General features: G+C 61.4%; 23 protein-coding genes and 3 pseudogenes. 13 read left to right on the plus strand and 13 right to left on the minus strand.

Features of this window, described 5'->3' with window-relative positions; genetic code table 11:
* A pseudogene (locus M6D32_RS04750) lies at positions 1-192 on the minus strand (fumarylacetoacetase); the annotation flags it as partial.
* A 72-nt stretch (positions 193-264) separates the two neighbouring features.
* Here M6D32_RS04750 and dctP (M6D32_RS04755) point away from each other — a divergent pair.
* Positions 265-876 (plus strand): annotated as a pseudogene (dctP, locus tag M6D32_RS04755) (TRAP transporter substrate-binding protein DctP); the annotation flags it as partial.
* A 425-nt stretch (positions 877-1,301) separates the two neighbouring features.
* Positions 1,302-2,390, plus strand: a complete 1,089-nt coding sequence (dctP, locus tag M6D32_RS04760) for a TRAP transporter substrate-binding protein DctP (RefSeq protein ID WP_298253892.1) — start codon at positions 1,302-1,304, stop codon at positions 2,388-2,390.
* Positions 2,391-2,465: 75 nt separating this feature from the next.
* Here dctP (M6D32_RS04760) and M6D32_RS04765 read toward each other — a convergent pair whose 3' ends face one another.
* The 5 genes from M6D32_RS04765 to M6D32_RS04785 all read right to left on the minus strand — a co-directional run bounded on the left by M6D32_RS04765 (position 2,466) and on the right by M6D32_RS04785 (position 7,459).
* Positions 2,466-4,070 (minus strand): TRAP transporter large permease subunit, encoded by a 1,605-nt coding sequence (locus M6D32_RS04765; protein ID WP_298253894.1) that lies wholly within the window; start codon positions 4,068-4,070, stop codon positions 2,466-2,468.
* A complete protein-coding gene (locus M6D32_RS04770) occupies positions 4,067-4,606 on the minus strand; it encodes a TRAP transporter small permease subunit (RefSeq protein ID WP_298253983.1) in 540 nt (179 codons plus the stop codon). The genes M6D32_RS04765 and M6D32_RS04770 overlap by 4 nt, the downstream gene beginning before the upstream one ends.
* A gap of 256 nt (positions 4,607-4,862) precedes the next feature.
* The gene (moaA, locus tag M6D32_RS04775) at positions 4,863-5,897 is read right to left on the minus strand and encodes a GTP 3',8-cyclase MoaA (RefSeq protein ID WP_298253896.1); all 1,035 of its coding nucleotides are present in this window, start codon (positions 5,895-5,897) and stop codon (positions 4,863-4,865) included.
* A gap of 123 nt (positions 5,898-6,020) precedes the next feature.
* Complete coding sequence (locus tag M6D32_RS04780) at positions 6,021-6,500, minus strand: hypothetical protein (protein ID WP_298253898.1); 480 nt, start codon at positions 6,498-6,500, stop codon at positions 6,021-6,023.
* A gap of 290 nt (positions 6,501-6,790) precedes the next feature.
* The gene (locus M6D32_RS04785; RefSeq protein ID WP_298253900.1) at positions 6,791-7,459 is read right to left on the minus strand and encodes an HAD family hydrolase; all 669 of its coding nucleotides are present in this window, start codon (positions 7,457-7,459) and stop codon (positions 6,791-6,793) included.
* A 199-nt stretch (positions 7,460-7,658) separates the two neighbouring features.
* On the opposite strand from M6D32_RS04785, the gene rpiA reads away from it, so the two are divergent.
* From rpiA to gor, 3 genes are all read left to right on the plus strand, one after another.
* Complete coding sequence (gene rpiA / locus M6D32_RS04790) at positions 7,659-8,357, plus strand: ribose-5-phosphate isomerase RpiA (RefSeq protein ID WP_298253902.1); 699 nt, start codon at positions 7,659-7,661, stop codon at positions 8,355-8,357.
* A gap of 16 nt (positions 8,358-8,373) precedes the next feature.
* On the plus strand, positions 8,374-8,910 hold the full coding sequence (locus M6D32_RS04795) for a DUF2059 domain-containing protein (RefSeq protein ID WP_298253904.1): 537 nt from the start codon (positions 8,374-8,376) through the stop codon (positions 8,908-8,910).
* A gap of 276 nt (positions 8,911-9,186) precedes the next feature.
* Positions 9,187-10,572: a glutathione-disulfide reductase gene (gene gor / locus M6D32_RS04800; protein WP_298253906.1), complete on the plus strand. Its 1,386-nt coding sequence runs from the start codon at positions 9,187-9,189 to the stop codon at positions 10,570-10,572.
* Between the two features lie 244 nt (positions 10,573-10,816).
* On the opposite strand, the gene M6D32_RS04805 is transcribed toward gor, so the two are convergent.
* Both M6D32_RS04805 and M6D32_RS04810 read right to left on the minus strand, forming a co-directional pair.
* Positions 10,817-11,080 carry a hypothetical protein gene (locus tag M6D32_RS04805; RefSeq protein ID WP_298253908.1) on the minus strand — a complete coding sequence of 88 codons (264 nt, stop codon included), beginning with the start codon at positions 11,078-11,080 and terminating at the stop codon, positions 10,817-10,819.
* Between the two features lie 21 nt (positions 11,081-11,101).
* A complete protein-coding gene (locus M6D32_RS04810) occupies positions 11,102-11,467 on the minus strand; it encodes a CsbD family protein (RefSeq protein ID WP_298253909.1) in 366 nt (121 codons plus the stop codon).
* Positions 11,468-11,681: 214 nt separating this feature from the next.
* Between M6D32_RS04810 and M6D32_RS04815 the strand changes: the two genes are divergently transcribed.
* The 5 genes and pseudogenes from M6D32_RS04815 to M6D32_RS04835 all read left to right on the plus strand — a co-directional run.
* Entirely contained in the window at positions 11,682-11,966 is a 285-nt protein-coding gene (locus M6D32_RS04815) for a hypothetical protein (RefSeq protein WP_298253911.1), read from the plus strand.
* Between the two features lie 58 nt (positions 11,967-12,024).
* Positions 12,025-12,594, plus strand: coding sequence for a hypothetical protein (locus M6D32_RS04820; RefSeq protein ID WP_298253913.1), 570 nt, complete (start codon positions 12,025-12,027; stop codon positions 12,592-12,594).
* On the plus strand, positions 12,591-13,634 hold the full coding sequence (locus tag M6D32_RS04825) for a YihY/virulence factor BrkB family protein (RefSeq protein ID WP_298253914.1): 1,044 nt from the start codon (positions 12,591-12,593) through the stop codon (positions 13,632-13,634). The genes M6D32_RS04820 and M6D32_RS04825 overlap by 4 nt, the downstream gene beginning before the upstream one ends.
* A 201-nt stretch (positions 13,635-13,835) precedes the next feature.
* Entirely contained in the window at positions 13,836-14,075 is a 240-nt protein-coding gene (locus M6D32_RS04830; RefSeq protein ID WP_298253916.1) for a hypothetical protein, read from the plus strand.
* A gap of 496 nt (positions 14,076-14,571) precedes the next feature.
* Positions 14,572-14,805: pseudogene (locus M6D32_RS04835) on the plus strand (YhjD/YihY/BrkB family envelope integrity protein); the annotation flags it as partial.
* On the opposite strand, the gene M6D32_RS04840 reads toward M6D32_RS04835, so the two are convergent.
* From M6D32_RS04840 to M6D32_RS04860, 5 genes are all read right to left on the minus strand, one after another.
* The gene (locus M6D32_RS04840; protein WP_298253918.1) at positions 14,782-16,143 is read right to left on the minus strand and encodes a hypothetical protein; all 1,362 of its coding nucleotides are present in this window, start codon (positions 16,141-16,143) and stop codon (positions 14,782-14,784) included. The pseudogene M6D32_RS04835 and the gene M6D32_RS04840 sit on opposite strands and share 24 nt — an antisense overlap.
* Entirely contained in the window at positions 16,143-16,691 is a 549-nt protein-coding gene (locus tag M6D32_RS04845) for a hypothetical protein (RefSeq protein ID WP_298253920.1), read from the minus strand. Before M6D32_RS04845 ends, M6D32_RS04840 begins: the two co-directional genes overlap by 1 nt.
* A complete protein-coding gene (locus tag M6D32_RS04850; RefSeq protein ID WP_298253922.1) occupies positions 16,673-18,160 on the minus strand; it encodes an N-6 DNA methylase in 1,488 nt (495 codons plus the stop codon). Before M6D32_RS04850 ends, M6D32_RS04845 begins: the two co-directional genes overlap by 19 nt.
* Positions 18,161-19,010: 850 nt before the next feature.
* Positions 19,011-19,424 carry a transposase gene (locus M6D32_RS26940; RefSeq protein ID WP_366145820.1) on the minus strand — a complete coding sequence of 138 codons (414 nt, stop codon included), beginning with the start codon at positions 19,422-19,424 and terminating at the stop codon, positions 19,011-19,013.
* Between the two features lie 159 nt (positions 19,425-19,583).
* Complete coding sequence (locus M6D32_RS04860; RefSeq protein WP_298253926.1) at positions 19,584-19,898, minus strand: hypothetical protein; 315 nt, start codon at positions 19,896-19,898, stop codon at positions 19,584-19,586.
* 807 nt (positions 19,899-20,705) lie between these two features.
* Here M6D32_RS04860 and M6D32_RS04865 point away from each other — a divergent pair.
* Genes M6D32_RS04865 through M6D32_RS04875 form a run of 3 tightly spaced genes read left to right on the plus strand, consistent with a single transcriptional unit; the run spans position 20,706 to position 24,248 of the window.
* Positions 20,706-22,094: a class II 3-deoxy-7-phosphoheptulonate synthase gene (locus M6D32_RS04865; RefSeq protein WP_298253928.1), complete on the plus strand. Its 1,389-nt coding sequence runs from the start codon at positions 20,706-20,708 to the stop codon at positions 22,092-22,094.
* Positions 22,094-22,447 (plus strand): diacylglycerol kinase, encoded by a 354-nt coding sequence (locus tag M6D32_RS04870; protein ID WP_298253930.1) that lies wholly within the window; start codon positions 22,094-22,096, stop codon positions 22,445-22,447. The genes M6D32_RS04865 and M6D32_RS04870 overlap by 1 nt, the downstream gene beginning before the upstream one ends.
* Positions 22,448-22,490: 43 nt before the next feature.
* Positions 22,491-24,248 (plus strand): NAD+ synthase, encoded by a 1,758-nt coding sequence (locus tag M6D32_RS04875; protein ID WP_298253932.1) that lies wholly within the window; start codon positions 22,491-22,493, stop codon positions 24,246-24,248.
* Positions 24,249-24,260 lie beyond the last annotated feature (12 nt).

Raw genomic sequence — 24,260 nt, forward strand, 5'->3', positions numbered from 1 at the left:
GCCCGGCGACTCCGCGATCTGTCCCCAGGGGCGGCGGATCGGCGTCCCGCTCACTACAATGGACGACGCCCGCCCGTGGTATCCCACCGGAAGCCACTTGTAGTTCGGCAGCAGGGGATTGTCCGGTCGGAACATGCGGCCCACGTTGGTGGCGTGATGGATGGAGGCGTAGAAGTCGGAGTAGTTGGGAATGTGGATTGGCCTGCCGAGGGTGGCGCCAGCGATGGAGTGGAGGGCGGCTTCGGCCGCCTGTCTGCGGCTGGGTTCCGCAAGGAGATCAAGACGGTTGCCGATCTTTCGGGGCTGAAATTCCGCATCGGCGGCATCGCAGGGCAGGTGCTGCAAAAGGTCGGCGTCGTGCCGCAGCAACTGGCGGGCGGCGACATCTATCCAGCGTTGGAAAAAGGCACGATCGACGCTGCCGAATGGGTCGGCCCGTACGACGACGAAAAGCTCGGTTTCCAGAAGGTCGCCAAGTACTACTACTATCCCGGCTTCTGGGAAGGTGGCCCGATGGTCCACGCCTATTGCAATCTCGAGAAGTGGAATTCGCTGCCAAGGAACTATCAGGCGGTGATCGAGAACGCCTCGGCGCACGCCAACACCTGGATGGCCGCACGTTACGACATGCAGAATCCGGGAGCGCTCAAGCGCCTGGTTGCCGGCGGCACCCAGCTTCGGCCCTTCACCAATGAAGTGCTGGAAGCTTGCCTGAAGGCGACCAACGAATTGTGGGCGGAAATCTCGGCCAAGAACGCCGACTTCAAGAAGTCGATCGATGCGATGCAGGCCTATCGTTCCGACGAATATTTGTGGTGGCAGGTGGCCGAATACACCTTCGACAGCTTCATGATCCGCTCGCGAACCCGCGGCTAGCGCCGCTCGGCGTTTGATCCCTCCCTCGCGAGCGAAGCTAGTGTGGGGAGGGAAGGCCGAAGCGAAGCGCAGGCAAGGGTGGGGGCTCTTTTATCACCCCCACCCGACGCATCGTTCGCTTCTGCTCTTGATGCGCCACCCTCCCCGCGCGTTCCTGTTCAGACCGGGGACATAGTGGACAGGTGTTCGGAGACATCGTGGACACTTTCGACAGCGATCAAGGAGGCTGTCGGATGCCGTTCCGCGGGGGAGGGAGTAAGAGAAAGCCTGGCGTCGCAATACGCCGGGGTTTTTGCGTTGCGACATCAAATCGGCGTGGAAATCCGAAATCGGATGTTCCATGCTTGGTGCTACCTAAGACAAGGCCTCGGGACGAAGGCTGACACACACCACCAGCAATCAAGGCTTGAGGGGGAGGAAATTCGATGAAACGTCGCGATTTTATCAAGGTCACCGGATTAGGCGTCGCGGGAGCGGCGAGCATTGCCGCGCCAGCCATCGCGCAGTCGATGCCGGAGCTTAGGTGGCGCATGACGACGAGCTGGCCGAAATCGCTCGACACGCTGCATGGCGGCGCCGAGATCATGGCCAAGGCCGTCGGTGAGGCCACCGACAACAAGTTTCAGATCCAGACATTCGCGGCCGGCGAAATCGTGCCCGGCCTGCAGGTGCTGGATGCGGTGCAGAACGCAACCGTCGAGATGGGACACACGGCGTCCTACTATTATTTCGGCAAGGATGCCGCCTTTACGTTCGGTTCGTCGATTCCGTTCGGACCGAACTGCCGCCTCAACCAGGCCTGGTACATGTTCGGTGGCGGCAAGCAGGTCCTCGACGAATTCTACAAGGGCTACAACATCACCTCGCTGCTTGCGGGGAACACCGGCTGCCAGATGGGTGGCTGGTTCCGCAAGGAGATCCGCTCGGTCGACGATTTGCAGGGCCTGAAATTCCGCATCGGCGGCTTTGCCGGGCGCGTCATGCAGAAGCTCGGCTGCGTGCCGCAGCAACTCGCCGGCGGCGACATCTATCCGGCGCTTGAAAAGGGCACCATCGATGCCGCCGAATGGGTCGGCCCCTATGACGACGAGAAGCTCGGCTTCTACAAGGTCGCGCCGCACTACTACTTCCCCGGCTGGTGGGAGGGCGGACCGATGCTGATCGCGATCGTCAATCTTGAGAAATGGAACGCGCTGCCGAAATACTATCAGGCGGTTCTCGAGCAGGCCGGCCACTTCGCCAACAACTGGATGATGGCGAAATACGATGCCCAGAATCCGACCGCGCTGCGCAAGCTGCTCGCCAACGGCACCAAGCTGCATCCATTCCCGCAGCCGGTGATGGAAGCCTCATTCAAGGCAGCGAAGGAGCTGCATGGCGAGGTCGCAGCGACCAACCCGAACTTCAAGAAGATGTATGACTCGCTGACGTCGTTTACGAACAACGGCTACCAGTGGTTCCAGGTCGCCGAAGTCGGTTACGACAACTTCATGGCGCGCCATTCGCAGGGCTGAGCGCTGCTGACGCGATCAGCGCTAAAAACGAAGCCCCGAAGCATCTCGCTTCGGGACTTTCGCACTTGACTGCTGCTACGGCTTTGCCGGCGGCCCGAAGTCGAGCGGTGGCATATCGATCTGCGGCACCTCGATCTTAATCTTGTTGAGATCGACGTTGACCGGCTTGTCGAGCAGGCCGGTCACCGTGACCGGGAAGGCGATCACGAGCAGCACCATGATCGCCTGAAGACCGATCCATGGCATCGCGCCCCAATAGATGTCCGAGCTCTTGACCTCCTTGGGCGCCACGCCGCGCAGGTAAAACAGCGCGAAGCCGAAGGGCGGATGCAGGAACGAGGTCTGCATGTTGACGCACAGCATGACGCCGAACCAGATCAGCGCGGCGTCCGCGCCCACAATCGGCGTCAGAACCTTTTGCGCGACCGGCGCGATCATCGGCAGAATGATGAAAGCGATCTCGAAGAAATCGAGGAAGAACGCCAGGAAGAAGATGAACAGGTTGATGAAGATCAAAAAGCCCCAGGCGCCGCCCGGCAGCGAGGTCAGGAGATGTTCGAGCCAGACGCCGCCGGATACCCCGAGAAACACCACCGAGAAGCAGGTCGAGCCGATCAGGATGAAGGTGACCATGCAGGTGATGCGCATGGTGGTCTGATAGCCCTGCTTGATCAGGTCGCGCAGTTCGGGAATGCGGACAGCCTCGAGGCCGATCCACAGCACGGCAAGATAGGTGATGGCGAAGGCAAGCTTGAAGAACAGGCCCTCGGTGACGAAGATGGCGATCATCGTGCCGATACCGCCTGCGATCGCGCCGATGATCAGGATCTTCTTGCCGGCCGACGAAAAATCCTTGTGATGGATGGCGGCGAGCACGATCGCGCCGACCGCGCCCATGGCGCCGGCTTCGGTGGGCGTCGCCAGACCCATCATCATGGTGCCGAGCACGACGAAGATCAGCACGGCGGAAGGGATGATGCCCATCAGGCACTTCTTCCAGAGCGCCCAGCCGGTCAGGGTGCGGGCTTCCTTTGGCACCGGCGGCACGTGATCCGGCTTGATGATGCCGAGCACGAAGGTGTAGCCGACAAACAGCAGGATCTGGAACACCGAGGGGCCCCAGGCGCCGAGATACATGTCGCCGACGGATTTGCCGAGTTGGTCGGCGAGCACGATCAGAACCAGCGATGGCGGAACGAGCTGGGTGATGGTTCCGGAGGCCGCAAGCACACCCGTGATGTAGCGTGTGTTGTAGCCGTAGCGCATCATCACCGGCATCGAGATCAGCGCCATGGCGATGACCTGCGCTGCCACCGTGCCCGTGATCGCGCCCAGGATGAAGCCGACGATGATCACGGAGTAGCCGAGGCCGCCACGAATGGGGCCGAACAGCTGACCCATCGAGTCGAGCATGTCTTCGGCGAGCCCGCATCGCTCCAAGACCGCGCCCATGAAGGTGAAGAAGGGAATGGCCAGCAGCAATTCGTTGGAGAGAACGCTGCCGAACACACGGCCGGGAATCGCCTGCAGGAAGTTCAGGTCGAAAAAGCCGAGATGAATGGCGAGAAAGCCGAACGAAAGCCCGACCGCGGCCAGCGTGAAGGCGACCGGAAAGCCGATCAGCATGGCGAGCACCAGGCCGCCGAACATCAGCGGCGGCATCATCTCCAGCGTGATCATTGCGTCGGCCTCTCGTATTTCGCATCGAGCGTCAGATCGCCACGCAGTGCGGCGATACGCTTGATGACCTCGGAGACGCCCTGCAGCGCGAGCAATACGAATCCGGCCGGGATCACGAACTTGATCGGCCAGCGCACGAGTCCGCCGGCATTGCCCGACATTTCACCGACGTGATAGGCCTGCATGAAGAACGGCCAGGAGAGATAGGCGAGCAGCAGACAGGCCGGGATCAGGAAGAACAGCGTGCCGATCATGTCGAGCCAGAGCTGGCCGCGCTCGGAGAGATACAGATAGAAGATCTCGACCCGCACATGTTCGTTGCGCTTGAAGGTGTAGGAGGCGCCGAACATCACCAGGATCGCGAACATGTACCATTGCAGTTCGAGCCAGCTGTTGGATGAGTAGTCGAAGGCATAGCGGATCATGGCGTTGGCGGCGCTGACGATGACGGCGGCGAGCACCAGAAAATTGCAGATGTACCCGATCTTCTCGTTGAGATTGTCGATTGCCGTGCTCAGGGCCAGCAATGGGCGCATCGCGCTTCCGCCGGCGGACATCAGATGTCGCCCGACATCTTCAAGGTGCCCGGCACAAGGCTACGGATCGATTCCGGCAGCGGTCGCAACGAAAATACCCCCCGATGCTTCGGCCGTCTTGATTTGTTGCGGCCTTGCGAAGCGAGAAAACGAAAAAACCGGCCGCACCATTTCAGCGCCATGCCGCGGCGTCAATTGGAAAATGGGCAAATTGGCGCGGGATCAAGCGGTTGCAGGGAAAGCCGGGGAATGGACTTCAACCGCCGGTCACGCTCATATGCCGGCTCACGCTCGGCCGGTTGTGCCGGCGGTCGATGATGAAGTCGTGGCCCTTCGGTTTCAGGCCGATGGCGCGATCGATCGTGGCCGCCAGCAACTCGTCGTCGGGCGAGGCGCGCAGCGGCTTGCGCAGGTCGGAGGCATCCTCCTGGCCGAGGCAGGTATGGATGGTTCCCGTGCAGGTGATCCGCACGCGGTTGCAGGACTCGCAGAAATTATGGGTCATCGGTGTGATGAAGCCGAGCTTGCCGCCGGTCTCGCCGACCCTGACATAGCGCGCGGGTCCGCCCGAGGTCTCATCGAGGTCCGTGAGCGTGTAGCGCTGGGTGAGGCGGGCGCGCACCAGCGACAGCGGCACATACTGGTCGATGCGGCCTGAGCCGATCTCGCCCATCGGCATGACTTCGATCAGGGTCAGGCCCATGCCCTTGCCGTGCGCCCATTCCATCAGCGAGGGGATCTCGTCCTCGTTCATGCCTTTGAGCGCGACCGCATTGATCTTCACGGCAAGTCCGGCCGCGCGCGCGGCCTCGATGCCGGCGAGAACCTTGTTGAGATCGCCCCAGCGGGTGATGGCGCGGAACTTGTCGGCATCCAGCGTATCCAGCGACACGTTGATGCGGCGCACGCCGCAGTCGGCGAGTTCACCGGCGAAACGCGAAAGCTGCGAGCCGTTGGTGGTGAGGGTGAGTTCGTTGAGCGCGCCCGAGGTGAGGTGGCGCGACAGCGAGCGCACCAGCGACATCACGTTGCGGCGGACCAGCGGCTCGCCGCCGGTCAAGCGCAGTTTCTTCACGCCCTTGGCGATAAAGGCCGAACAGAGTCGGTCGAGTTCCTCCAGCGTCAGGAGGTCGGCCTTCGGCAGGAAGGTCATGTCTTCCGACATGCAATAGAAGCAGCGCAGGTCGCAGCGATCCGTAACCGAGACGCGCAGATATGTGATCGTCCGACCGAACGGATCGGTCATCGGACCCGACAGCGATGTGGGAGAGGGGTACACAGCTACAGTCATCAAGTGCCTTCGGACTCACGGCCTGGAACGGGCTTATTGGAGCGTTACCCCAATCTAGGCACGATGAATACCCAACACAATCCGGCAATATTCCAGCCGGCAAGAGTTGTGCAGTGCAGGCGATCAGCGCTGGGGCGGCTGGGCCGCGCCGGGGTTGGGGAAGGCCGAATCCGGCGCTGCGGCAGCCGGTGCAGCGCCGGCCGAAGCTGCGGCGGGCTTGTTGCGCTTGGGGTGCATCGGCTTGTGCGCCCGCGGCGGCGGGGCGGATGGCTGAAGCTCGGCAAACACCGGGTTCGGTGAAACCTTGAACGTATCTGAGGCGAACATGCCGCCGGCGTCCCGAGTGACCCGTACCGGTACGCTTGCCGGCTGCATGCCGGGCAGCGCGTAGTTCACGGTGAAGCCGGTCTCGGGCGGCGTCACGCTGACGGAGCAGGGGGTCTTGCAGCCCGGTCCGATCGAGGTGCGCGCATCGGCGCCGGGCGGCGTCGATTCAAGCTGCACCTGAACCGTCGGCGGCGTTGATTTGAAGTAGTCGGTTGAAAACGATGAACAGCCGGCCAGACTGATTCCGGCAACAGCCAGCGCGAAAGCACGACGCATGATCGACCCGTCAATTGAGGTCAGGATTCCGGTTGGGTGAAGCCGGACCCTTGTCCCATCTGAATTTGCGTGGGCATGTCCGTCGCGCGAAGTCCCGCGGACGATGCCGCGAGGCAACCGGTTGTCGTCTCTAAGATCGTCCCACCGGTGCGGCCAACTGCCACAATCCCCGGAGCGACCATAGGAGCCTAACGAGGGCGGCGCAACCGGTAGGGTTAATTGATGGTTAATACCCACTGGGGAAGTATAAAATATATTTTGGAAACAATGCGTTATTTGGCGATGCGATCCTACGAGAACTCTGCCACGACCGCCTTCAGCTCCCTGTAGTGATGGATCAGCCGGTCCGGTTTGAGGTCCGCGATGGGAACCTCGGTATAGCCGAAGGAGACGCCGATCACGGGCACGCCTGCGCGGCGGGCCACGCCGACGTCAGGGCCGGCATCCCCGACCATGATCGTGGCGGATATGTCGCCGCCGGCGCGTGCCACCGTCTGGCGCAGGATGGCGGGATCCGGCTTGGCAACCCCGAAAGTGTCGGCGCCGCAAATCGCGGCAAATCGCGGGCTCAGATTCAACCGGTCCAGCAGGCGTTTGGACAGCCACTCCAGCTTGTTGGTGCAAACCGCCAGCCGGTGCCCCGTCGCCGCCAGATCGTCCAGCGCGGCTTCGAGACCGTCAAAGGGCCGCGAAGCATCGGCGATATGTTCGGCATAGTAGGCAATGAAATCGTCGGTCATGCGCACGAGCTCGGCAGGGGTCACCTCGCGGCCCTCCGCTTCGAGGCCACGCTCGAGCAGCTTGCGCACGCCGCCCCCGATCATGTTGCGGGCGGATTGTAGTGGAACGGGCGGAAGGTTTTCGCGGGCCAGGATGACGTTGAGCGCGTCGATCAGGTCGGGCGCAGTCTCGACCAGGGTGCCATCGAGATCAAAGACAACAGTGCGGGGAGAGGTCATGCGGAACGGCTACCCATCCGCCGTGCAACAAGCAAGCATTTCCGGCCGGAAATACCACGATTGGTGAGCCAGATTTCGCCTCCATGGCGCTGTTCCTCCCGGCAAAACAACGCTAGATAGACCCCGGCCGGGGCCGGCCAAGGTAGTCTGACTACGTCTTTCGGCCCTCGGAACAGGACCAGCCAGCTGAGCCATTCGTGTGAACTTGGATGAACTGAAACGCCAGGCGGCGGCGCGCGCGCTCGATTTCGTGAAGAGCGGCATGAAGCTCGGCCTCGGCACCGGCTCGACCGCCAAGCACTTCGTCGAGCTGCTAGGCGCGCGGGTGCGCGACGGGCTGGACGTGATCGGCGTGCCGACCTCGGAAGCAACGCGCCAGGACGCGCTTCGCTGCGGTGTTCGCCTGACCACGCTGGACGATGTCGACCGGCTCGATCTCACCGTCGACGGCGCCGACGAGGTCGATGGCGCGCTCAACCTGATCAAGGGCGGCGGCGGCGCGCTGCTGCGCGAGAAGATCGTCGCGGCGGCTTCAGACCGCATGATCGTCATTGCGGATGATTCAAAATGGGTCGAGACGCTCGGCCGCTTTCCGCTGCCGATCGAGGTCGTCCCGTTCGGGTTGGGGGCGATGCGGCGCGCGATCGAAACGGCCTTTGCTGCCAGCGGCGTTTCCGGCCAATTGGTGGTGAGAAAAGCCAAGGACGGTCACGTTTTTGTCACCGATGGTGGCCACTGGATCGTCGATGCCCATCTCGGGCGCATCCCGGACGCGCCGCACCTCGCGCGATCGCTCAGCGTTATTCCGGGTGTCGTCGAGCACGGCCTGTTCATCGGTCTTGCCACCACAGCGATGCTGGCTGGTGCCGGAGGAATTCGTGTTGTTGAACCGCGCTGATTTCGAGGAGAATAAAATGAAGGCTTCATGGGGAATCTTGCTCGCCGCTGGCATGGGGCTGGCCTTGGCTTTTTCAGCCTTCCCGGCGGCTGCGCAACAGCCGGCAGCGCCAGCACAGCAGCTCAAGCCGGTGTCGGCGTCGGCGATGCAGGCGGCGAGGGATCTGCTCGCGGCGAAAAACGTCGGCCAGATCTATTCGAATGCGGTGCCCAATATCATTGAGCGGGCCAAGGGGCAGTTGCTCGGCAACAACCTGAACTACCAGAAGGACCTCAATGAGGTCGCCGCGGTCATTGCCAAGGAGAATGTGGGCAAGGAGAAGGAGATCGGCGAGCAGATGGCGAAGATCTACGCCAACGACTTCACCGAACAGGAATTGAAGGACCTGACCGCCTTCTACAAGTCGCCGCTCGGCCAGAAGCTCTTGACGACGGAGCCGAAGTCGATCCAGGCCAGCATGCAGTACATGAACGGCTGGGCGCAAAGCTTTGGCGAACACGTCGTCGGCGAGTTTCGCGCGCAGATGCAGAAGCGCGGCAAGCCGCTCGGCTAGCCCACTTGCTTATCCCTCCCCCTTGCGGGGAGGGAAGGCGAGCGTCGAAGCGCCCTCGCGCTTCAAAGCGGGCCAGGGTGGGGGTATCAACATTATGCTGGACGCCGGACTTTCTTCATAGGGCTGCAACCCCCACCCGACCGTCGCTTCGCGACGGCCACCCTCCCCGCAAGGGGGAGGGAGAAGAAGGCGCCAGCGTAGCGGTCCGCGCACTTTCAGTGCGGCCATACTTCACCTACATCTAGCGTCGGATCAATCTTACGCGACAGGACTGCCATGGCCGAATTCGATACCGACCTGTTTGTCATCGGAGGAGGGTCGGGCGGCGTCCGCGCGGCCCGCATCGCCGCTACCCATGGCGCGCGGGTGATGATCGCGGAAGAGTACCGGATGGGCGGCACCTGCGTGATCCGCGGCTGCGTGCCGAAGAAGCTGATGGTCTATGCCTCGCATTTCCACCAGGAGTTCGAGGATGCGGCCGGCTTCGGCTGGACGGTTCCTGAGCCGACCTTCGACTGGAGCACCCTGATCGCCAACAAGGACAGGGAAATCGCCCGGCTGGAGGCGGCCTACACCACCAACGTGGAGAAGTCCGGCGCGAAGGTCGTCAAAGCGCGCGCGGTGCTGGAAGATGCGCACACCATCCGGCTTTCGACCGGCGAAAAAATCCGCGCCAACTATGTGCTGATCGCAACCGGCGGCGCGCCGAACCATGGCACGGCCATTCCCGGCATCGAGCACGTGATTTCCTCCAACGAGGTGTTTCATCTGCCATCACTGCCACGGCGCATCCTGATCCAGGGCGGCGGTTACATTGCGCTCGAATTTGCCTGCATCTTCGCCGGCCTCGGCTCCGACGTGACGGTGGTCTATCGCGGCGAAAACATCCTGCGCGGTTTTGACGAGGACGTCCGCGCCCACGTGCGCAGCGAAATGGAGAAGGAAGGCATCACCATCCTCACCGGCTGCACGGTGACGAAGGTGGACAAGCACGCCCACGACTTCACCTCACATCTGTCGAGCGGATCGAGCATCGCCTCCGACAAGGTGATGTTTGCGATCGGCCGGCATCCGAACGTCGCCGGGCTCGGGCTCGACAAGGCGGGCGTTGCCATCAACGAGAAAAACGGCGGCATCGCCGTCGACCCCTTTTCGAAGACGTCCGCACCGAACATCTACGCGATCGGCGACGTCACCCACCGCATCAATCTCACGCCGGTCGCGATCCGCGAAGGCCACGCCTTTGCCGACACCGTGTTCGGCAACAGGGAAGTGCGGGTCGATCACGCCGATATTCCGACCGCAGTGTTCTGCCAGCCGGAGGTCGGTACGGTCGGGCTCACGGAAAACCAGGCGCGCGAGAAATTCACGCACGTCGATATCTACAAGGCCACGTTCCGCCCGATGAAGGCGACGCTGTCGGGCCGCGACACCCGAATGCTGATGAAACTCGTGGTCGACGGCGCGACCGACCGCGTGGTCGGCTGTCACATCGTGGGGGATGGCGCCGCCGAAATGGTGCAGGTGCTCGGGATTGCCGTGAAGATGAAGGCAACGAAAGCCGACTTCGACGCCACCATGGCGCTCCATCCGACCGCGGCCGAAGAACTCGTCACCATGCGCACGCCGAGCGCGCGGCACGTCCGCGCCGCGGCGGAGTAGGGCGTCGGCGATCTTCTGGGTTCTTTTGCGTCACAATCAACGCCCGCCCTCATCCTGAGGAGCGCGCTTGCGCGCGTCTCGAAGGATGTGGCCCGCGCTGGTGGCCTCATGTTTCTCCTGGCGACGCGAGGCGTCGTCCAGTGACGGCGCATATCTATCTTGCACCGTTCGCGACGGTCTCGCTGCGGCTCGGCCTGCTCGGGTGCTCGCGCCTCCTCACCATGAGGGTTGTGACGCAGCAAGACTACCGCGAGCGGCGGCCGACCGCGATGCCGAGCAGGAAAGCCAGGCACAGCGAGCCGAGCGGCGCTTCGCGCGCGATATTGCTGAGGACGCTGAGCGGCATTCCCGGCTGACGGCCTGCCTCGATCAGCCCTTTGACGCGAGCGACCGCGCTCTTCAGCGCGTCGATCGCGTCCGGCCGCGATTTACGTTCGATGGCCGCATCGGGGTCTTCGAACATCGGAGGGGACAGCGGAATGTCGTCGCTCACGGTCTTGATCTCCAAGGCGGGCTCCCTTCAGGAGTATTATCGCCACCGCGATTGCCGGCGGCGCGGCGACCTCGTCATCCACAACGCCAGCGCAAAGCCGATGGCGCCCGCGGTCACGATCGATCCGAGCGGATTGTCCTGCACCTTCTGCGCCAGCGCCTCGGAGCCGTTGCGCAGCGTGTCGCCGCGGTTGTTGTAGAGGTCCTTGGCGTAGCCGGCGGCCGTATCAGCGGCATCCCGCGCCGCATCCTTGGCCTGGCCGTAGATGTTCTGCGCCGTGCCGCCCATCTCGCGGGCGCGGCCGCCGGCCTGCGTCTCGGGATTGCCGGTCATGTCGCCAAAGGCTTTTTCCGTCTTTCCTGCCAATTCCTCAGCCGTGCCGGTAATGCGATCTTCGTTCATGGGATGACCTCAAGATTTCGAGCGGGCTTGTGTTGACGCATTAACGGCCATCGCCCCTAACCGTTCCCTGGTCCACTTTTGCGCCGCATCGCGCCGGACGGCGCTTTGCGGGGCGTGGCCGGTGGGGCGCTCGCGGGCAAAGGTTTGAGCTGGATCAATCGGCTTTCAGGAACTGCCCCGCAATTTTGTGCGTTCTTCCCGGGAGGAGCGGACGATGCACGACAGAAAGCCACCAAACCACAAACGATCGACCATTGCGAAGTCCGCCACGGTCCTTGCGGTGGCCAACCACGCGGCCATGGGCATCGCGCTAGGCCTGGTCTTCGTGCTGATCCTGACCTCGACGCCGTTCTTTGGCGTTCTCGCCTACATCAATCACAGCACCGATCCAGCGACGACGACGGCGGCTTTCGTCGGCACCGTCGTCCTGATGTTCGGCATCGGCGCGGCGCTGACCGGCTTCATCCTGATGATGGAGACGACTGGAACGGAACGATGAACATCCATCCGGCTTGTTGAGGAAACGAGATCGAACGCGACCAGGATCGAACGCAACCATGTACGTTCCAGCCACCGACCGATCGCGCGCAGGCAAGCCGCGCACCGTCTCCGCCCTGTTGGGGTCCTATGGGCGGGATTTGAAGGGATGGATTGCGAAGCTTGCCGCGGGTTACGGCATCGCCGCCGCGTTGATGCTCGTCGGCGTCCTCGCCGTATTCGCTGCCATCGTGGTGGGCTTCATCGCACTCTTTCATTTCGTCGCGCTGCGTTACGGGGAATATGTCGGCTTTGCGGTGATCGGCGGCGGGCTGCTCCTGCTCGGCATCATCCTGCTGCTCGTGGGCTACGCCATGACGCGGCGGAAAACGGCTCCGCTGCCGCGGCCTCGCCGGCAATTCCGCGCAGCCAGGCAAATGCTGCTCGGAAACACGATCGCGCGCGCCTTTGGCGCCTTGCACTCGAGCGAAGCCGCCAAGGAAGCCGGCAAGGAAGCCGCAAAGCCTGACGCGACCACCCAGATACTGCTTGGCACGGCAGCGATCATCGCCGTGGGCTGGATCGCCGCCAACCATCTTGGATCCAAAGCGCCTGGATCAAGGACGCCGGCAGACCAGGTGCGGCGGTGACGAGGCGGGCCAATCCGCTCGGAAGCCATCTCGCCCTCGTTGCCAGCGCGGTTCTTGCCACGCTCGCCGTTCAACGCCATCTCGCAAAACCTGCCGCGACCGGCCCTGCCGCGATAAATCCTGCCGCGACCCATCCCGCCGGTCCCGATGCGAAGCTGCCACCCTTGCGAGGGGGAAATCCGCTGTCGGTCCTCCGGTCACATGGCGGAAGCGTGCTGCGCGGCACCTATGAGCGCATCAACCGCGACCGCATTCTGGCGACCGCCGCCGGCGTCGTCTTCTACGGGCTGCTCGCGATCTTTCCCGCGATCACCGCGCTGGTGTCGATTTACGGGATGTTGGCCGATCCGTCGACGATATCGGGAAATCTGCAAAGCCTGGCTGTGATGTTGCCGGGCGATTCCTTTTCGATCGTGCAGGACGAGGTCGCGCGCGTGCTTGCCAAGCCAAACTCGGCACTGAGCCTCGCTTTTGTGTTCGGCTTTCTGCTGGCGATCTGGAGCGCGAATGCCGGCGTGAAGGCCGTGCTCGACGCCTTGAACGTCGCCTATGAGGTGGAAGAGGAGCGGGGACTGATCCGCCTCAATCTGGTTTCGCTGGCGTTCACGCTCGCCGGCCTCGCCGCCATTCTCGTCATGGTCGGCGCGATCGTCGGCGTGCCGCTCGCGCTGAAAGACCTGGGCCTGGAGCAGGGCACGCAAGCCTTCGTCCAGATCGCCCGCTGGCCGGTGCTGGGCGTGGCGCTGTTGGTGGCGCTGCTCGTGCTTTACGGCTATGGCCCGAGCCGCCCGCGGCCGAAAGCGCGGTGGCTCGTGTCAGGCGCCGTGCTCGCCATCATGCTGTGGCTGATCGGCTCGGCGCTGCTCTCCTGGTACCTTTCCGATTTCGCAAACTACTCGGCGACCTACGGTTCGCTCGGCGCCGCCATCGGCCTCATGACCTGGATGTGGCTCTCGGCCATCATCATCCTGGTCGGCGCGGAGCTCAATTCGGAGATGGAGCGGCAGGCCTTGCCCAAGCCAGTTCGGCTCAAATCCTGAAGTTGCGATATTCCGTTTCGCTCCCCAAAAGCACGGGCAGAGATGCCGACAGCCGTCAAGTCTCCGTGAGATGTGAGGCGAACCACACGCGCATCCAGGCGTGCGGTCCATGCTCGACGGAATTGATGAGAGGGGCATCAAGACGCAATGCCCACAGCGCGAGGGGCGCTTGCCCCGAACGTCCAACACATGGAGACCCTCATGCAGAAGACAGCTCTTACCATCTTCGGTGCGCTGCTGATCTCGGGATTGGCGGTTCAAATGGCAGCGGCGTCCGAGCACCACCGCAGCAAGGCCTATTTCGGCCGTGACCTGTCGGAAGTTCGCAACACCTACAATCAAATGAGCGAGCCGATCATTGTCACCCCGCGGGCACTCGATCGCTTCGACCCGTCGAGGCCCGGCGGCGAAGACCCGGCGCTGAATCCCGCCGGAAGCTGATGTCCTGCGGAGCTTCCGCGATAACAGCGAAGGCCAGTTGCAAAGCCAGCTTCGTAACGGCGGATGGTTGTTCTCGTGTAGCCAGCGATACCCTACCCCTCGGACGGGTGGGGTATCCGCGCTTTGGTGCTGTCCACTCGCGAAAGGGAATTAGGACACCCCAATTAACCTGTGAGAATGCGGAAATCGGGATTGGCTGAAATGGTGTCTTGATCTCGCTATCCTACAAGCCCAGCCCCGGCGAGATCACGGCCTCAGCTCGCCCCGCCTGCTGGGGCCGTTTCATTTGCGGCGGAAAACTTTGGCCTGGGAACAGGGAAACGTACGGGCCCGCCCGCGAGGGTGCTCGCAAAAGGGGCCCGTCATTTGCGACGGGCGCCAAGTCCAGGGAGAAAGCGCCGTGTAGAGGCGCGTCATAAGGTTAGCTGATTCGCTTGCTGGAAGATGTACCCTGATTCACACAATGGCGGGTATTTCGGCGACGCGAACTTTGGGCTGGCTGATGTCAGGCGCCATCCTCGCATCGTGCTGTGGCTGATCGGCCCGGCGCTGGTGTCCTGGTATCTCTCTGACTTCGCGAATTACTGGGCGACCTACGGCCGCCATCGGCCTCATGACCTGGATGTGGCTCTCGGCCATCATCGTCCTGATCGGCGCGGAGCTCAATTCGGAGACGGAGCGGGCTGCGCTGGGCGGGCTTTCGCTGCTAGAGGCTAATTTGTACTGGTAAGTCGGCCGCGCCCGTGAGCGGGTGGATGCCGAGACGAGAATAGATTTCTCGTTTCAACGCTTCCTCATAGCCTGTCCCAAATGCCGATTCACGGATAGCGGCGTCGATATCTTCCTCAGCCTCAGCCACCCATTTGAGAAACGCTTCGACTGCAATGTTCATGATTTTTCGATCTGTGGAAACTGAGAAGGTCGAGCGGCCAAGCAAAATCGCGCGAATGATCGCTTCCGCAACGGGTCTAGGGTGAGTAGCGCTATAGACCGAACCGCCACCCCTAGCGCGTACATCAATGTCGTAACTGTCAAGCAGCCGGTCGATCGTGATTTCCTTGAGTGATCCGCGATCGAACACAAGCGGAAGATCAAGCTTAGCACCATCTGTAAAATCGTCGGGAAAGTTCTTGGTCATGAGCCAAGGCTCGATCGATTTCACTATCGATTCGGCGACACTACCAATGCTGTCAGATTGCTGCTTTTTTGTTTTTCTCTTTTTGTCATCAGCAACTGCTATTCGCGCCTCGCAGGTGCTGCGGATATCCTCATACATTTGAACGGCAGTTACATTTCGACCTACCGTCGACAAAATCCATTCGTCAAGCTTTTGCAAACGAATCTTGGGTTGCCAACTGCTCGCACCCCAGTCGGTTGGTTGTTCATGCTGCCAGACTTCTTCCGCTAGAGCGACGAGCTTAGTCCGTTCGGTCTTTTTGAGCTCGCGCACGTCGAGGACTGGATAGCCCCGGAGCTTAGTGGTAGGAGCTTCGAGCGCCCCGGCGCCCATACTTGCTGCGCCATTGATTTCTAAACTGTAGGCGAACAATGAACTTGTTAGCGCGGCGGCAACTTCTTGCCAGGTTACACCGCCAAGCGCGCTCACGCTATTCAAGCGTTGATCAACAAGAGTCGCTTTTTTGAAGAGGAATGGCGCATAAACGGTATTTACCGCCTTACGTAGCCAAACGTGATGCGAGGCAGGTTTAGCTTTCGGAGCGTACCATGTGCCGCCGCTTTGGGCCTCAAGCGCTTCGCGAATCGTGAGATTTTTTCCGGACTGCTTTTTCTCGGCGGCACTTCTGTCCGCCATAGCTTCTATGTATCGCCACGCTCCAGTTCCCCTCAGATCACCGCGCTTGTCTTTGCAGGCAAATAACCAGTGCGATGGTTTCAGGTATTGCTCATAGTTGGAAGCGTTCAAGTCCCTCATCACCAGTATCGGGACGAGATACTTCTTTTCAATACCATAGGTGCTTATAGTTGCGGCATTTACATAGAAGAAGTTATTTTGCAGCGATTTATAGCCGAGGCTCACGTCCGCGATATTTTGCAGGGCTGTAAACATCAGGCTGCTCCGTCGAATATAGAATAGTACGAGAGCGGCGCGCGAAGATATTTAGACCAGTTTCGAGGCTTCGTGCGGTCGGACATGAGAAACGTGCGTTCTGGAGCTGGATCGATGAGCTTAATGCGCAGCCGCTCATTTTCGACGGAGACGGACGATTCAATTTCTTGCGCTAGGGCGATCACGCGATCCCAATATTCGCCATTACCCGTTGTTAGCTTTGCGATAGGCTTTTTAAGGGTCACGAATCTGATCGGCTCATCTTTTTCATCGGCGGGACTCTTCTCTGCAACGAGCAGAACTGCATTCACGTCGACCTGCGGAAAAAAGGACTCTGCGTTGGATGCTATGATAGACCTGACGCGGATCGTACCCAACAGCGCTTGCTGCAACGAAATTGCATAGTCGGACGTTAGCCAGCTCGCCGGCGTAACAAATCCAAGCCGCGAACCATCCTTCATTAGTCTCGTGGCGTGATAGATGAAGAAGGCGAAGAGGTCCGTCTTGGCGCCTGCATCGAAGCCAGCACTTACGGCTGCTTGGAACAACTTCTTTCTGTATTCAGGATCAAGATCATCTTGGTTTTGTGAGCGCAGGTAGGGGGGTTTCCGACGATGCTGTCGAAGGTGGGTATTGGTATAGGTACCTTCTTCATACCAGAAGCTTGCTGTGGGGCGGGAAAGTCGAGCGTTTCCTTCGAATTGCGCGCGAAGAAATTTCCAACATTGATGCGAGGAAAATTCTCGTATTCGGCCATGTCTTGCCGGTAGAGATTGATAACGGCAAGCTCAGCAGCGAACGGACTAACGTCAAACCCCCATATAATTGAAAGTAATTCTTTGTGCGAGAGGTTCGCCACATGGGCTAAGTAGGCGTACGCACTCATCAGGAAGGTACCGCTGCCACAGCCTGGATCGAGTACGAAAGGCCGCTCGCCGTCGATCGTACTTGCTACAAGCAGATCGGCGACGGGTCGGGGTGTATAGAACTGGCCAAGTAGAATTTGCTGACCGCGAGGGATCAAGTGCTCAAAAATCGAACCGAGCACGTCATCAGTCAACGAGGCCCAATCGTACGCACCAAGCTGCAGAATCAAGCCTCGCAGGATTGTCTGGGCTTCTTTAGCGACTGGCACGAGAGCCTCGATAGGCTCCGGTTTGAAAAGCGCTTCATAGTCGTAGCGACGCACCTCGTCCCAGTAGGGTTTGAGCGCGGCCGGTAGCGCATCCTTTGGACCGATCTCGATCTCTTTTAGAGTCGGAATTTTTCGCCTTAGAGCGAAATAGAACAGTATCTGTCCTATATACCGATAGCCAATCTGGCCTGCGATGGCGTAGTCGATGTCATCGACGAACCCCTCGAAACCTTGCTCAGCGGCGATCTGTTTAAGCCTTTTGCGGAGCTTCCGGTCCGTGCCCGACGCGCGTTTTAGGTCTTTATAGAAAATGGTGCGAAGCTGACCTATGCTTTCTGTTAAGCGGGCCACGAATATGTCTGGGTCGATAGCGTGTTGATGCCCTAATCCGGAAACAGAATGAACAACGGCTGCGTCGAATATCTCGATCGCTTGAGCGTGAAGGTCCTTTTTGAAATTCGGCTTAAGCCAATCCTCAACGTGTGACAGCGCAAGCGGGTGTGTGGATTTGCGAATGGCGTCACTCGGCACCGGATTGTGCGGCGGATTCGTGGTTTCGTAGAGCTCGAAATCTCGCATATTCCAGAGGGCGAAGTACTTTGCTTTCCAGTGCCTTCCTTTTTCTAACGCATCTTTGAAAAAAGTCGGATCGTTGATTGGCGTCGTCGGAGTTTTGAGTTCAATGGCAAGGAAAGCAATAGTGGCGGGACGATCGATCCAAACGATCAGATCGCTGCGTTTACCGGTCGTTTTCTGCGGCTTTTCCTGAGTAGCTATATCTAGCCCCAGAGAACGCTTGCTGATCTCGGCGTTCAGCCGAGAAACAACCTGGCCTTGGAATTCTTGTTCATTGCTTTCTTTGTGACCGGTCATTTTTGCCATTAGCTTATCTCCCCAAACGGACAATTAGCGCTCGTTGGGTCGAACTCAAAGCCAAAAAGCTTAAACTCGACAGGCTTGGATTCTGCTTCGGCCCTTCTGGTAAGGGCATATCATTCTTGGAGATTCGCGCCATCATACTCTGCATAAGGATGGCGCGAGTCGCGATTGGCGAGTTCGACTGCGCGGTTGAGTTTGTCGAGATTTCCTTCGCTCAATTTCAACCGCCACGAATTGAAGCCGCTCGAGCGCGGCCTCGCTGGCATGGGACACTTAACCTCGCGCCGTCGGCCGTGACACCGAGCCGTGAGAAAAGCCGGTTCGTCAGTCGGCCCTTATTTTGGGCTATTTGGCATTTTGACCGGCACAAACTGCGACTGGCTGATCACACTTCGGCGCACCGTCGGCGTAAGTGGTCGTTGCGCAATCGCCGCATCGGGGAGTTCCTCTCATGAAGTCGCTGGAACGTGAATGATTGCCGGCCTGTTGCGACGGGCTGCCGCAGTTTCCTATTCTGGTGTCTGCTTTGTGAAGCCGGGTGCGGCTGGCCGTGCTGCGTTCCCCGGATGCGGTGCGAGCCGCGCCGCTGCTCCGCCGTCCATCGTTCTTGCGAAGCCCCTATAGGTCCCGGCTCTGCAGTGCAGCGCATTGGACGATACTTCGCATCGCCAGGAACGCTGCACCGCGTCCGGGACACGAGGATTGCCTCAAGGCAAGGGAAGATGGCAGCGGTGCTGTTTGGACGGGAAGCGCCCAGGCGGCGGGAAACAGGAAGCCTATTTCAGGCGACCAATCCTTCGCCCGCGATCCGGTTCACCTGATCTCGGTCAGAGATGCGGCGATGGTCCGCGCGTCAAGACGGCTCTTGCGCGTACCGCAGGAGATGCGAGCCGGCGTGATGTGGTTGAATGCCGATCTCGGCGCGCCGCAGTCGGGAGAAACACTTCTCAGCCAAATCAGTGCGCGCGCCATCGAGGCGGTATGCCTCTTGACGGTTGCTTCTTTTGATCTCGAAACGCTCATGTGCGTCGTCCCATGAGGCCGCTTCGCCGGCATGCACCACCGTTCCCCATCGCGATGTGCGCGAGTGAATGACGCGGCCTGACTTTTTTCGAATTGAACCTGGGGGAGCGGAGTTTGCGCCTCGCTCCCTGACTAAGACAATAACCCGACGCCTGCCGTCCTGGTTCCCGGCAAAGCGCTGATCACGGCGATGTGCCTTAGGGGTGGGCCCCGCATCTCTCCGCTTGGACAGCGTAGCCTTCACGGCCGCCGCGCCAGTCGTGATTGGCGAGCCCAACTGCAGAAACGAAATGGCCCCAGCGTTTGGGGGAAACGCCGGGGCCTTCTGGGGTGTATCAATTGGGGGGACTGATACGCCGGACTAACGCCGCTCGGCAGCTACAGTTCCCGCCAGAGAACGGCATTAGCAAGACGGTTTGCTGCCCGTTGTTGACGACGCGCCGTTGCACGGGCCGTTTGCATTGAGCCCGGGGTTTGCTCTCGTCGCCGGATCGTTGCCCGTCCCCATGCCGGTTGTACCGGGCGACGTCGTGGTGCTGCCTGGCGAAGACATTCCCGAGGTACCGCCCGTTGCCGAGCCGCCCATCGAGCCGGCCGAACCCGCACCCGCCGCGCCGCCGGCTGTTCCACCACCAGCCCCACCGCCTCCGCCAGCCGCAAAGGCCAGGCTGCTCGAGAATGCCAATGTCGCTGCCAAAATCGCTGTCGTGACCTTCATTGCTTGCTCCTGTTTGACTGACGAAGGACAAGAGGCCGAACAGCAGGACGTTCCAAGCTGTTCGCATCAGCGACAGGTCCGTACCATTTTGAACAGGCGGCCAAATCACTCCGGGTGCTTCGCGACCCGCGTCCAGACCCGTCACCAAAAATATTTCCCTTTCGCCGTCGGGCAAATCATTTCTAGAGATTCGCGCGTCCTCACCCGATCAAGAGGGGCGCTTCGCGATCGTCACGAAACGTTGGGTTTGGATGCGGTGGACGCGGGCCGGTCGATAAGACGAACGGCTGGCTCGCGGACGGCGAAGTCGTGTGGTCCTGACACCCCGACGCTGGTGTCAACACGGCGACAACGCTTACGCGTTGCGCCGGGGATGGTGGCAAGAAAGCCCGGTTCACCAAGGAGAGCTCGAAGCAGCCGTTAAAACCATTCGCGTGCGGGAATGCCGGGCTGTCCTGGCGGACTCGTGGTGACTTGCTTGCGTGCTTTTTTCATTTGCACGCAAGACTGCGGGTGCGCTTCGCGCCCGGCATTCCCCACGCCCTCTTTCGGGGCGGCAGGATTTCTGGCCTCAACCCGGGTGCGACTTGCATCGCGGGAAGGCGGTCGTGCGCCGTTGCGGGGCACGGCATGGCTCTTTCCGTCATGGCCGGGCTTGACCCTCCGCAAAGAAAGGAAGACGTGGATCACCGGGACCTGAAAGGAATGTCAGTGTCGCCACACTAGCGGTCGGGCGCGCGGCTGTGTATATAGCGGCCTCCGCTCACCCCGAGTGAAGTAGCGGTTTCCGTTCAAGGAGTTAACGTCATGTCCAAAGTCTGGACACCCGACAGCTGGCGTAGCCGGCCGGTCCTGCAAATGCCCCAATATCCCGATGCCAAGGCATTGGCCGATGTCGAGGCCCAGCTTGCGACGTTTCCTCCGCTGGTTTTTGCAGGTGAGGCCCGCAACCTGAAAAAGGCGTTGGGACGGGTTGCAGCCGGTGAAGCCTTCCTGTTGCAGGGCGGCGATTGCGCCGAGAGCTTCGCCGAACACGGCGCCAACAACATCCGCGATTTCTTCCGCGTCTTTTTACAGATGGCGGTCGTGTTGACCTATGCCGGCGCGGTGCCGGTGGTCAAAATCGGCCGCATCGCCGGCCAGTTCGCCAAGCCCCGTTCGTCGCTGACCGAGAAGGTCAACGGCGTCGAACTGCCGAGCTATCGCGGCGATATCGTCAACGACATCGCCTTCACCGCAGAGGCGCGTGTCCCCGATCCGCAGCGCCAGCTGATGGCGTACCGCCAGTCGGCGGCGACGCTCAACCTGTTGCGCGCGTTCGCCACCGGTGGCTTCGCCAATCTCGGCTCGGTGCATCAGTGGATGCTGGGCTTCCTGAAGGATTCCCCGCAGTCACGGCGTTACAAGGAATTGGCCGACCGCATCTCGGACGCGCTGAACTTCATGCGCGCCTGCGGGCTCGATCTTTCCAGCCATCCGGAGCTGCGCGCGACCGATTTCTACACCAGCCACGAGGCGCTGCTGCTCGGTTACGAGCAGGCCTTCACCCGCGTCGATTCCACGACCGGCGACTGGTATGCGACCTCGGGCCACATGATCTGGATCGGCGATCGCACGCGTCAGCTCGATCACGCCCATGTCGAATATTTCCGCGGCATCAAGAACCCGATCGGGCTGAAGTGCGGCCCGTCGCTGAAGCCCGACGAGCTGTTGAAGCTGATCGACGTGCTCAACCCGGACAACGAGCCGGGCCGGCTGACGCTGATCAACCGCTCCGGCGCCGACAAGATCGGCGAGAGCCTGCCGGGCCTCGTTCGCGCGGTGAAGCGGGAAGGGCGGGTGGTGGTCTGGTCGTGCGATCCGATGCACGGCAACACCATCTCGTCCAACACCGGCTACAAGACCCGCCCGTTCGACCGCATCCTCTCCGAGGTGAAGTCGTTCTTCGCTGTTCATGCTGCGGAGGGCACGCATGCCGGCGGCATTCACCTGGAGATGACCGGGCAGGATGTCACCGAATGCGTCGGCGGCGCGCGCGCCATCACCGACGAGGATCTCAGCGACCGCTATCACACGGTCTGCGATCCGCGCCTGAACGCCGAGCAATCGATCGACATGGCTTTCCTGGTCGCCGAACTCTTGAAGCAGGAACGCGCCGCCAAAGCCAACCCGATGCCAGCCGTCGCGGGACTTTGATGCTGCGGCTCTGGCGGGCCACGATCAACACGCGTAACGGCCTCGCCTTTGCGATCCGCTCGGAGCAGGCCGTGCGCGAGGAGCTTTTCGCGCTCGTGCTCTCGGTGCCGCTGGCCTTCCTGATCGGCGCCTCGCTGATGCGGCGTCTCGAGCTCGTCGCCGCCGTGGCCATGGTGCTGGTGGTCGAATTGCTCAATACGGCGATCGAAAAGCTCGCCGATCGCCTGACCACGGATCACGATCCGCAGATCGGGCGGGTCAAGGACATGGGGTCGGCGGCGGTCGGCGTGGCGCTGGTCACCGCCGGCCTGTTCTGGCTGTTTGCGGTCGCCGAGCGCATGGGCGCTATTTGAGCATGCGATTGCAGTTTGCCCGGACGCGAGGCACGATCCATTCATGACCGAACGCGCCGACCAGTTTTCGATCACCTTGGCCCAGTTGAATCCAACCGTGGGCGATGTCACCGGCAATGCCGCGAAGGTCCGCGCGGCGCGCGAGCGGGCGAAAGCCGATGGCGCCGACCTCGTGATGCTGTCGGAACTGTTCATTGCCGGTTATCCGCCGGAAGACCTGGTTTTGAAGCCCGCGTTCCAGGCAGCCTGCCGCGCCGCGGTCGAGGAACTGGCTGTTGAGACCACCGACGGCGGACCTGCCGTTCTGGTCGGCACGCCCTGGGTCGACGACGGCAAGCTCTACAACGCCTGCGCGCTGCTTGACGAGGGCCGCATCGCGGCGATCCGCTACAAGGTCAATTTGCCGAATTACGGGGTTTTTGACGAAAAGCGCGTTTTTGCGCGCGGTCCCGTTTCGGGCCCGATGACCATCCGCGGCGTGCGAGTGGGGGTGCCGATCTGCGAGGACACCTGGCTGGAAGAGTCCCCGGAATACGAGAACGTCGTCGAATGCCTCGCCGAGACCGGCGCCGAAATCATCGTGGTGCCGAACGGTTCGCCTTACGCGCGCGGCAAGAGCGATATCCGCCTGTCGATCCAGGTGGCGCGGGTGACCGAGAGCGGGCTACCGCTGATCTACCTCAACCAGGTGGGCGGGCAGGACGAACTCGTGTTTGACGGCGCGTCGTTCGCGCTCAACGCCGACCTGTCGGTGGCGGCGCAACTGCCGGCGTTCGAGGAAAGCATCACCACGCTGCGCTGGAAAAAGGACGACAGTGGCTGGCGCTGCCAGGGGCCGGTCGCGACGGTGCCGGATGGCGACAGAGCCGATTACACCGCCTGCGTGCTCGGCTTGCGAGATTATGTCGGCAAGAACGGATTCCCCGGCGTGTTGCTTGGCATTTCCGGCGGCATCGACTCCGCGTTGTGCGCGGCGATCGCGGTCGATGCGCTCGGCGCCGATCGCGTTCGCGGCGTGATGTTGCCATTTCGTTTCACCGCGCAGGTGTCGCTCGACGACGCCGAGAAGCTCGCGGGCTATCTTGGCGTTCGCTACGAGGTGTTGCCGATTGCCAAGGCAGTCAACGGTTTCGAGGAGATCCTGTCGGACGTCTTCAAGGGTTTGCCGCGCGACATCACCGAAGAGAATTTGCAGGCGCGCGCCCGCGGCACCTTGTTGATGGCGATTTCCAACAAGACCGGCGCCATGGTCGTTACGACCGGCAACAAGTCCGAGATGTCGGTCGGCTACGCCACGCTCTACGGCGACATGAACGGCGGCTTCAATCCGATCAAGGATATCTACAAGACGGAAGTGTTTCGGCTTTCCGCGCTTCGCAACGACTGGAAGCCGGATTGGGCGCTCGGCCCTTCCGGCGAGGTCATTCCGCCCAGCATCATCACGCGGCCGCCGACGGCGGAGTTGCGCGAAAACCAGACCGACCAGGATTCGCTGCCGCCTTACGAAGTGCTGGATGGCATTCTGGAGCGGCTGGTCGAGCGCGAGGAGCCATTGGCGACTATTATCGCGGCCGGTTTTGACCGCGAGGTGGTGGCGCGGATCGACCGCCTTCTCAACATCGCCGAATACAAGCGCCGGCAGGCTGCGCCCGGCGTCAAGGTGACGCGCCGGAATTTTGGCCGCGACCGCCGTTACCCCATCACCAACCGCTTTCGTGATGACGGCAGGCCGTTGTCTGCGCCCGACGATAAACTGGTGTCACGCGCGGGTCGCGCATCGGCCGAGGCGTTTGACGGCTAGTGCTCCTTTGAT

It is taken from the genome of Bradyrhizobium sp. (assembly GCF_027307225.1).
In the GTDB taxonomy this organism is placed as follows: Bacteria; Pseudomonadota; Alphaproteobacteria; order Rhizobiales; family Xanthobacteraceae; genus Bradyrhizobium.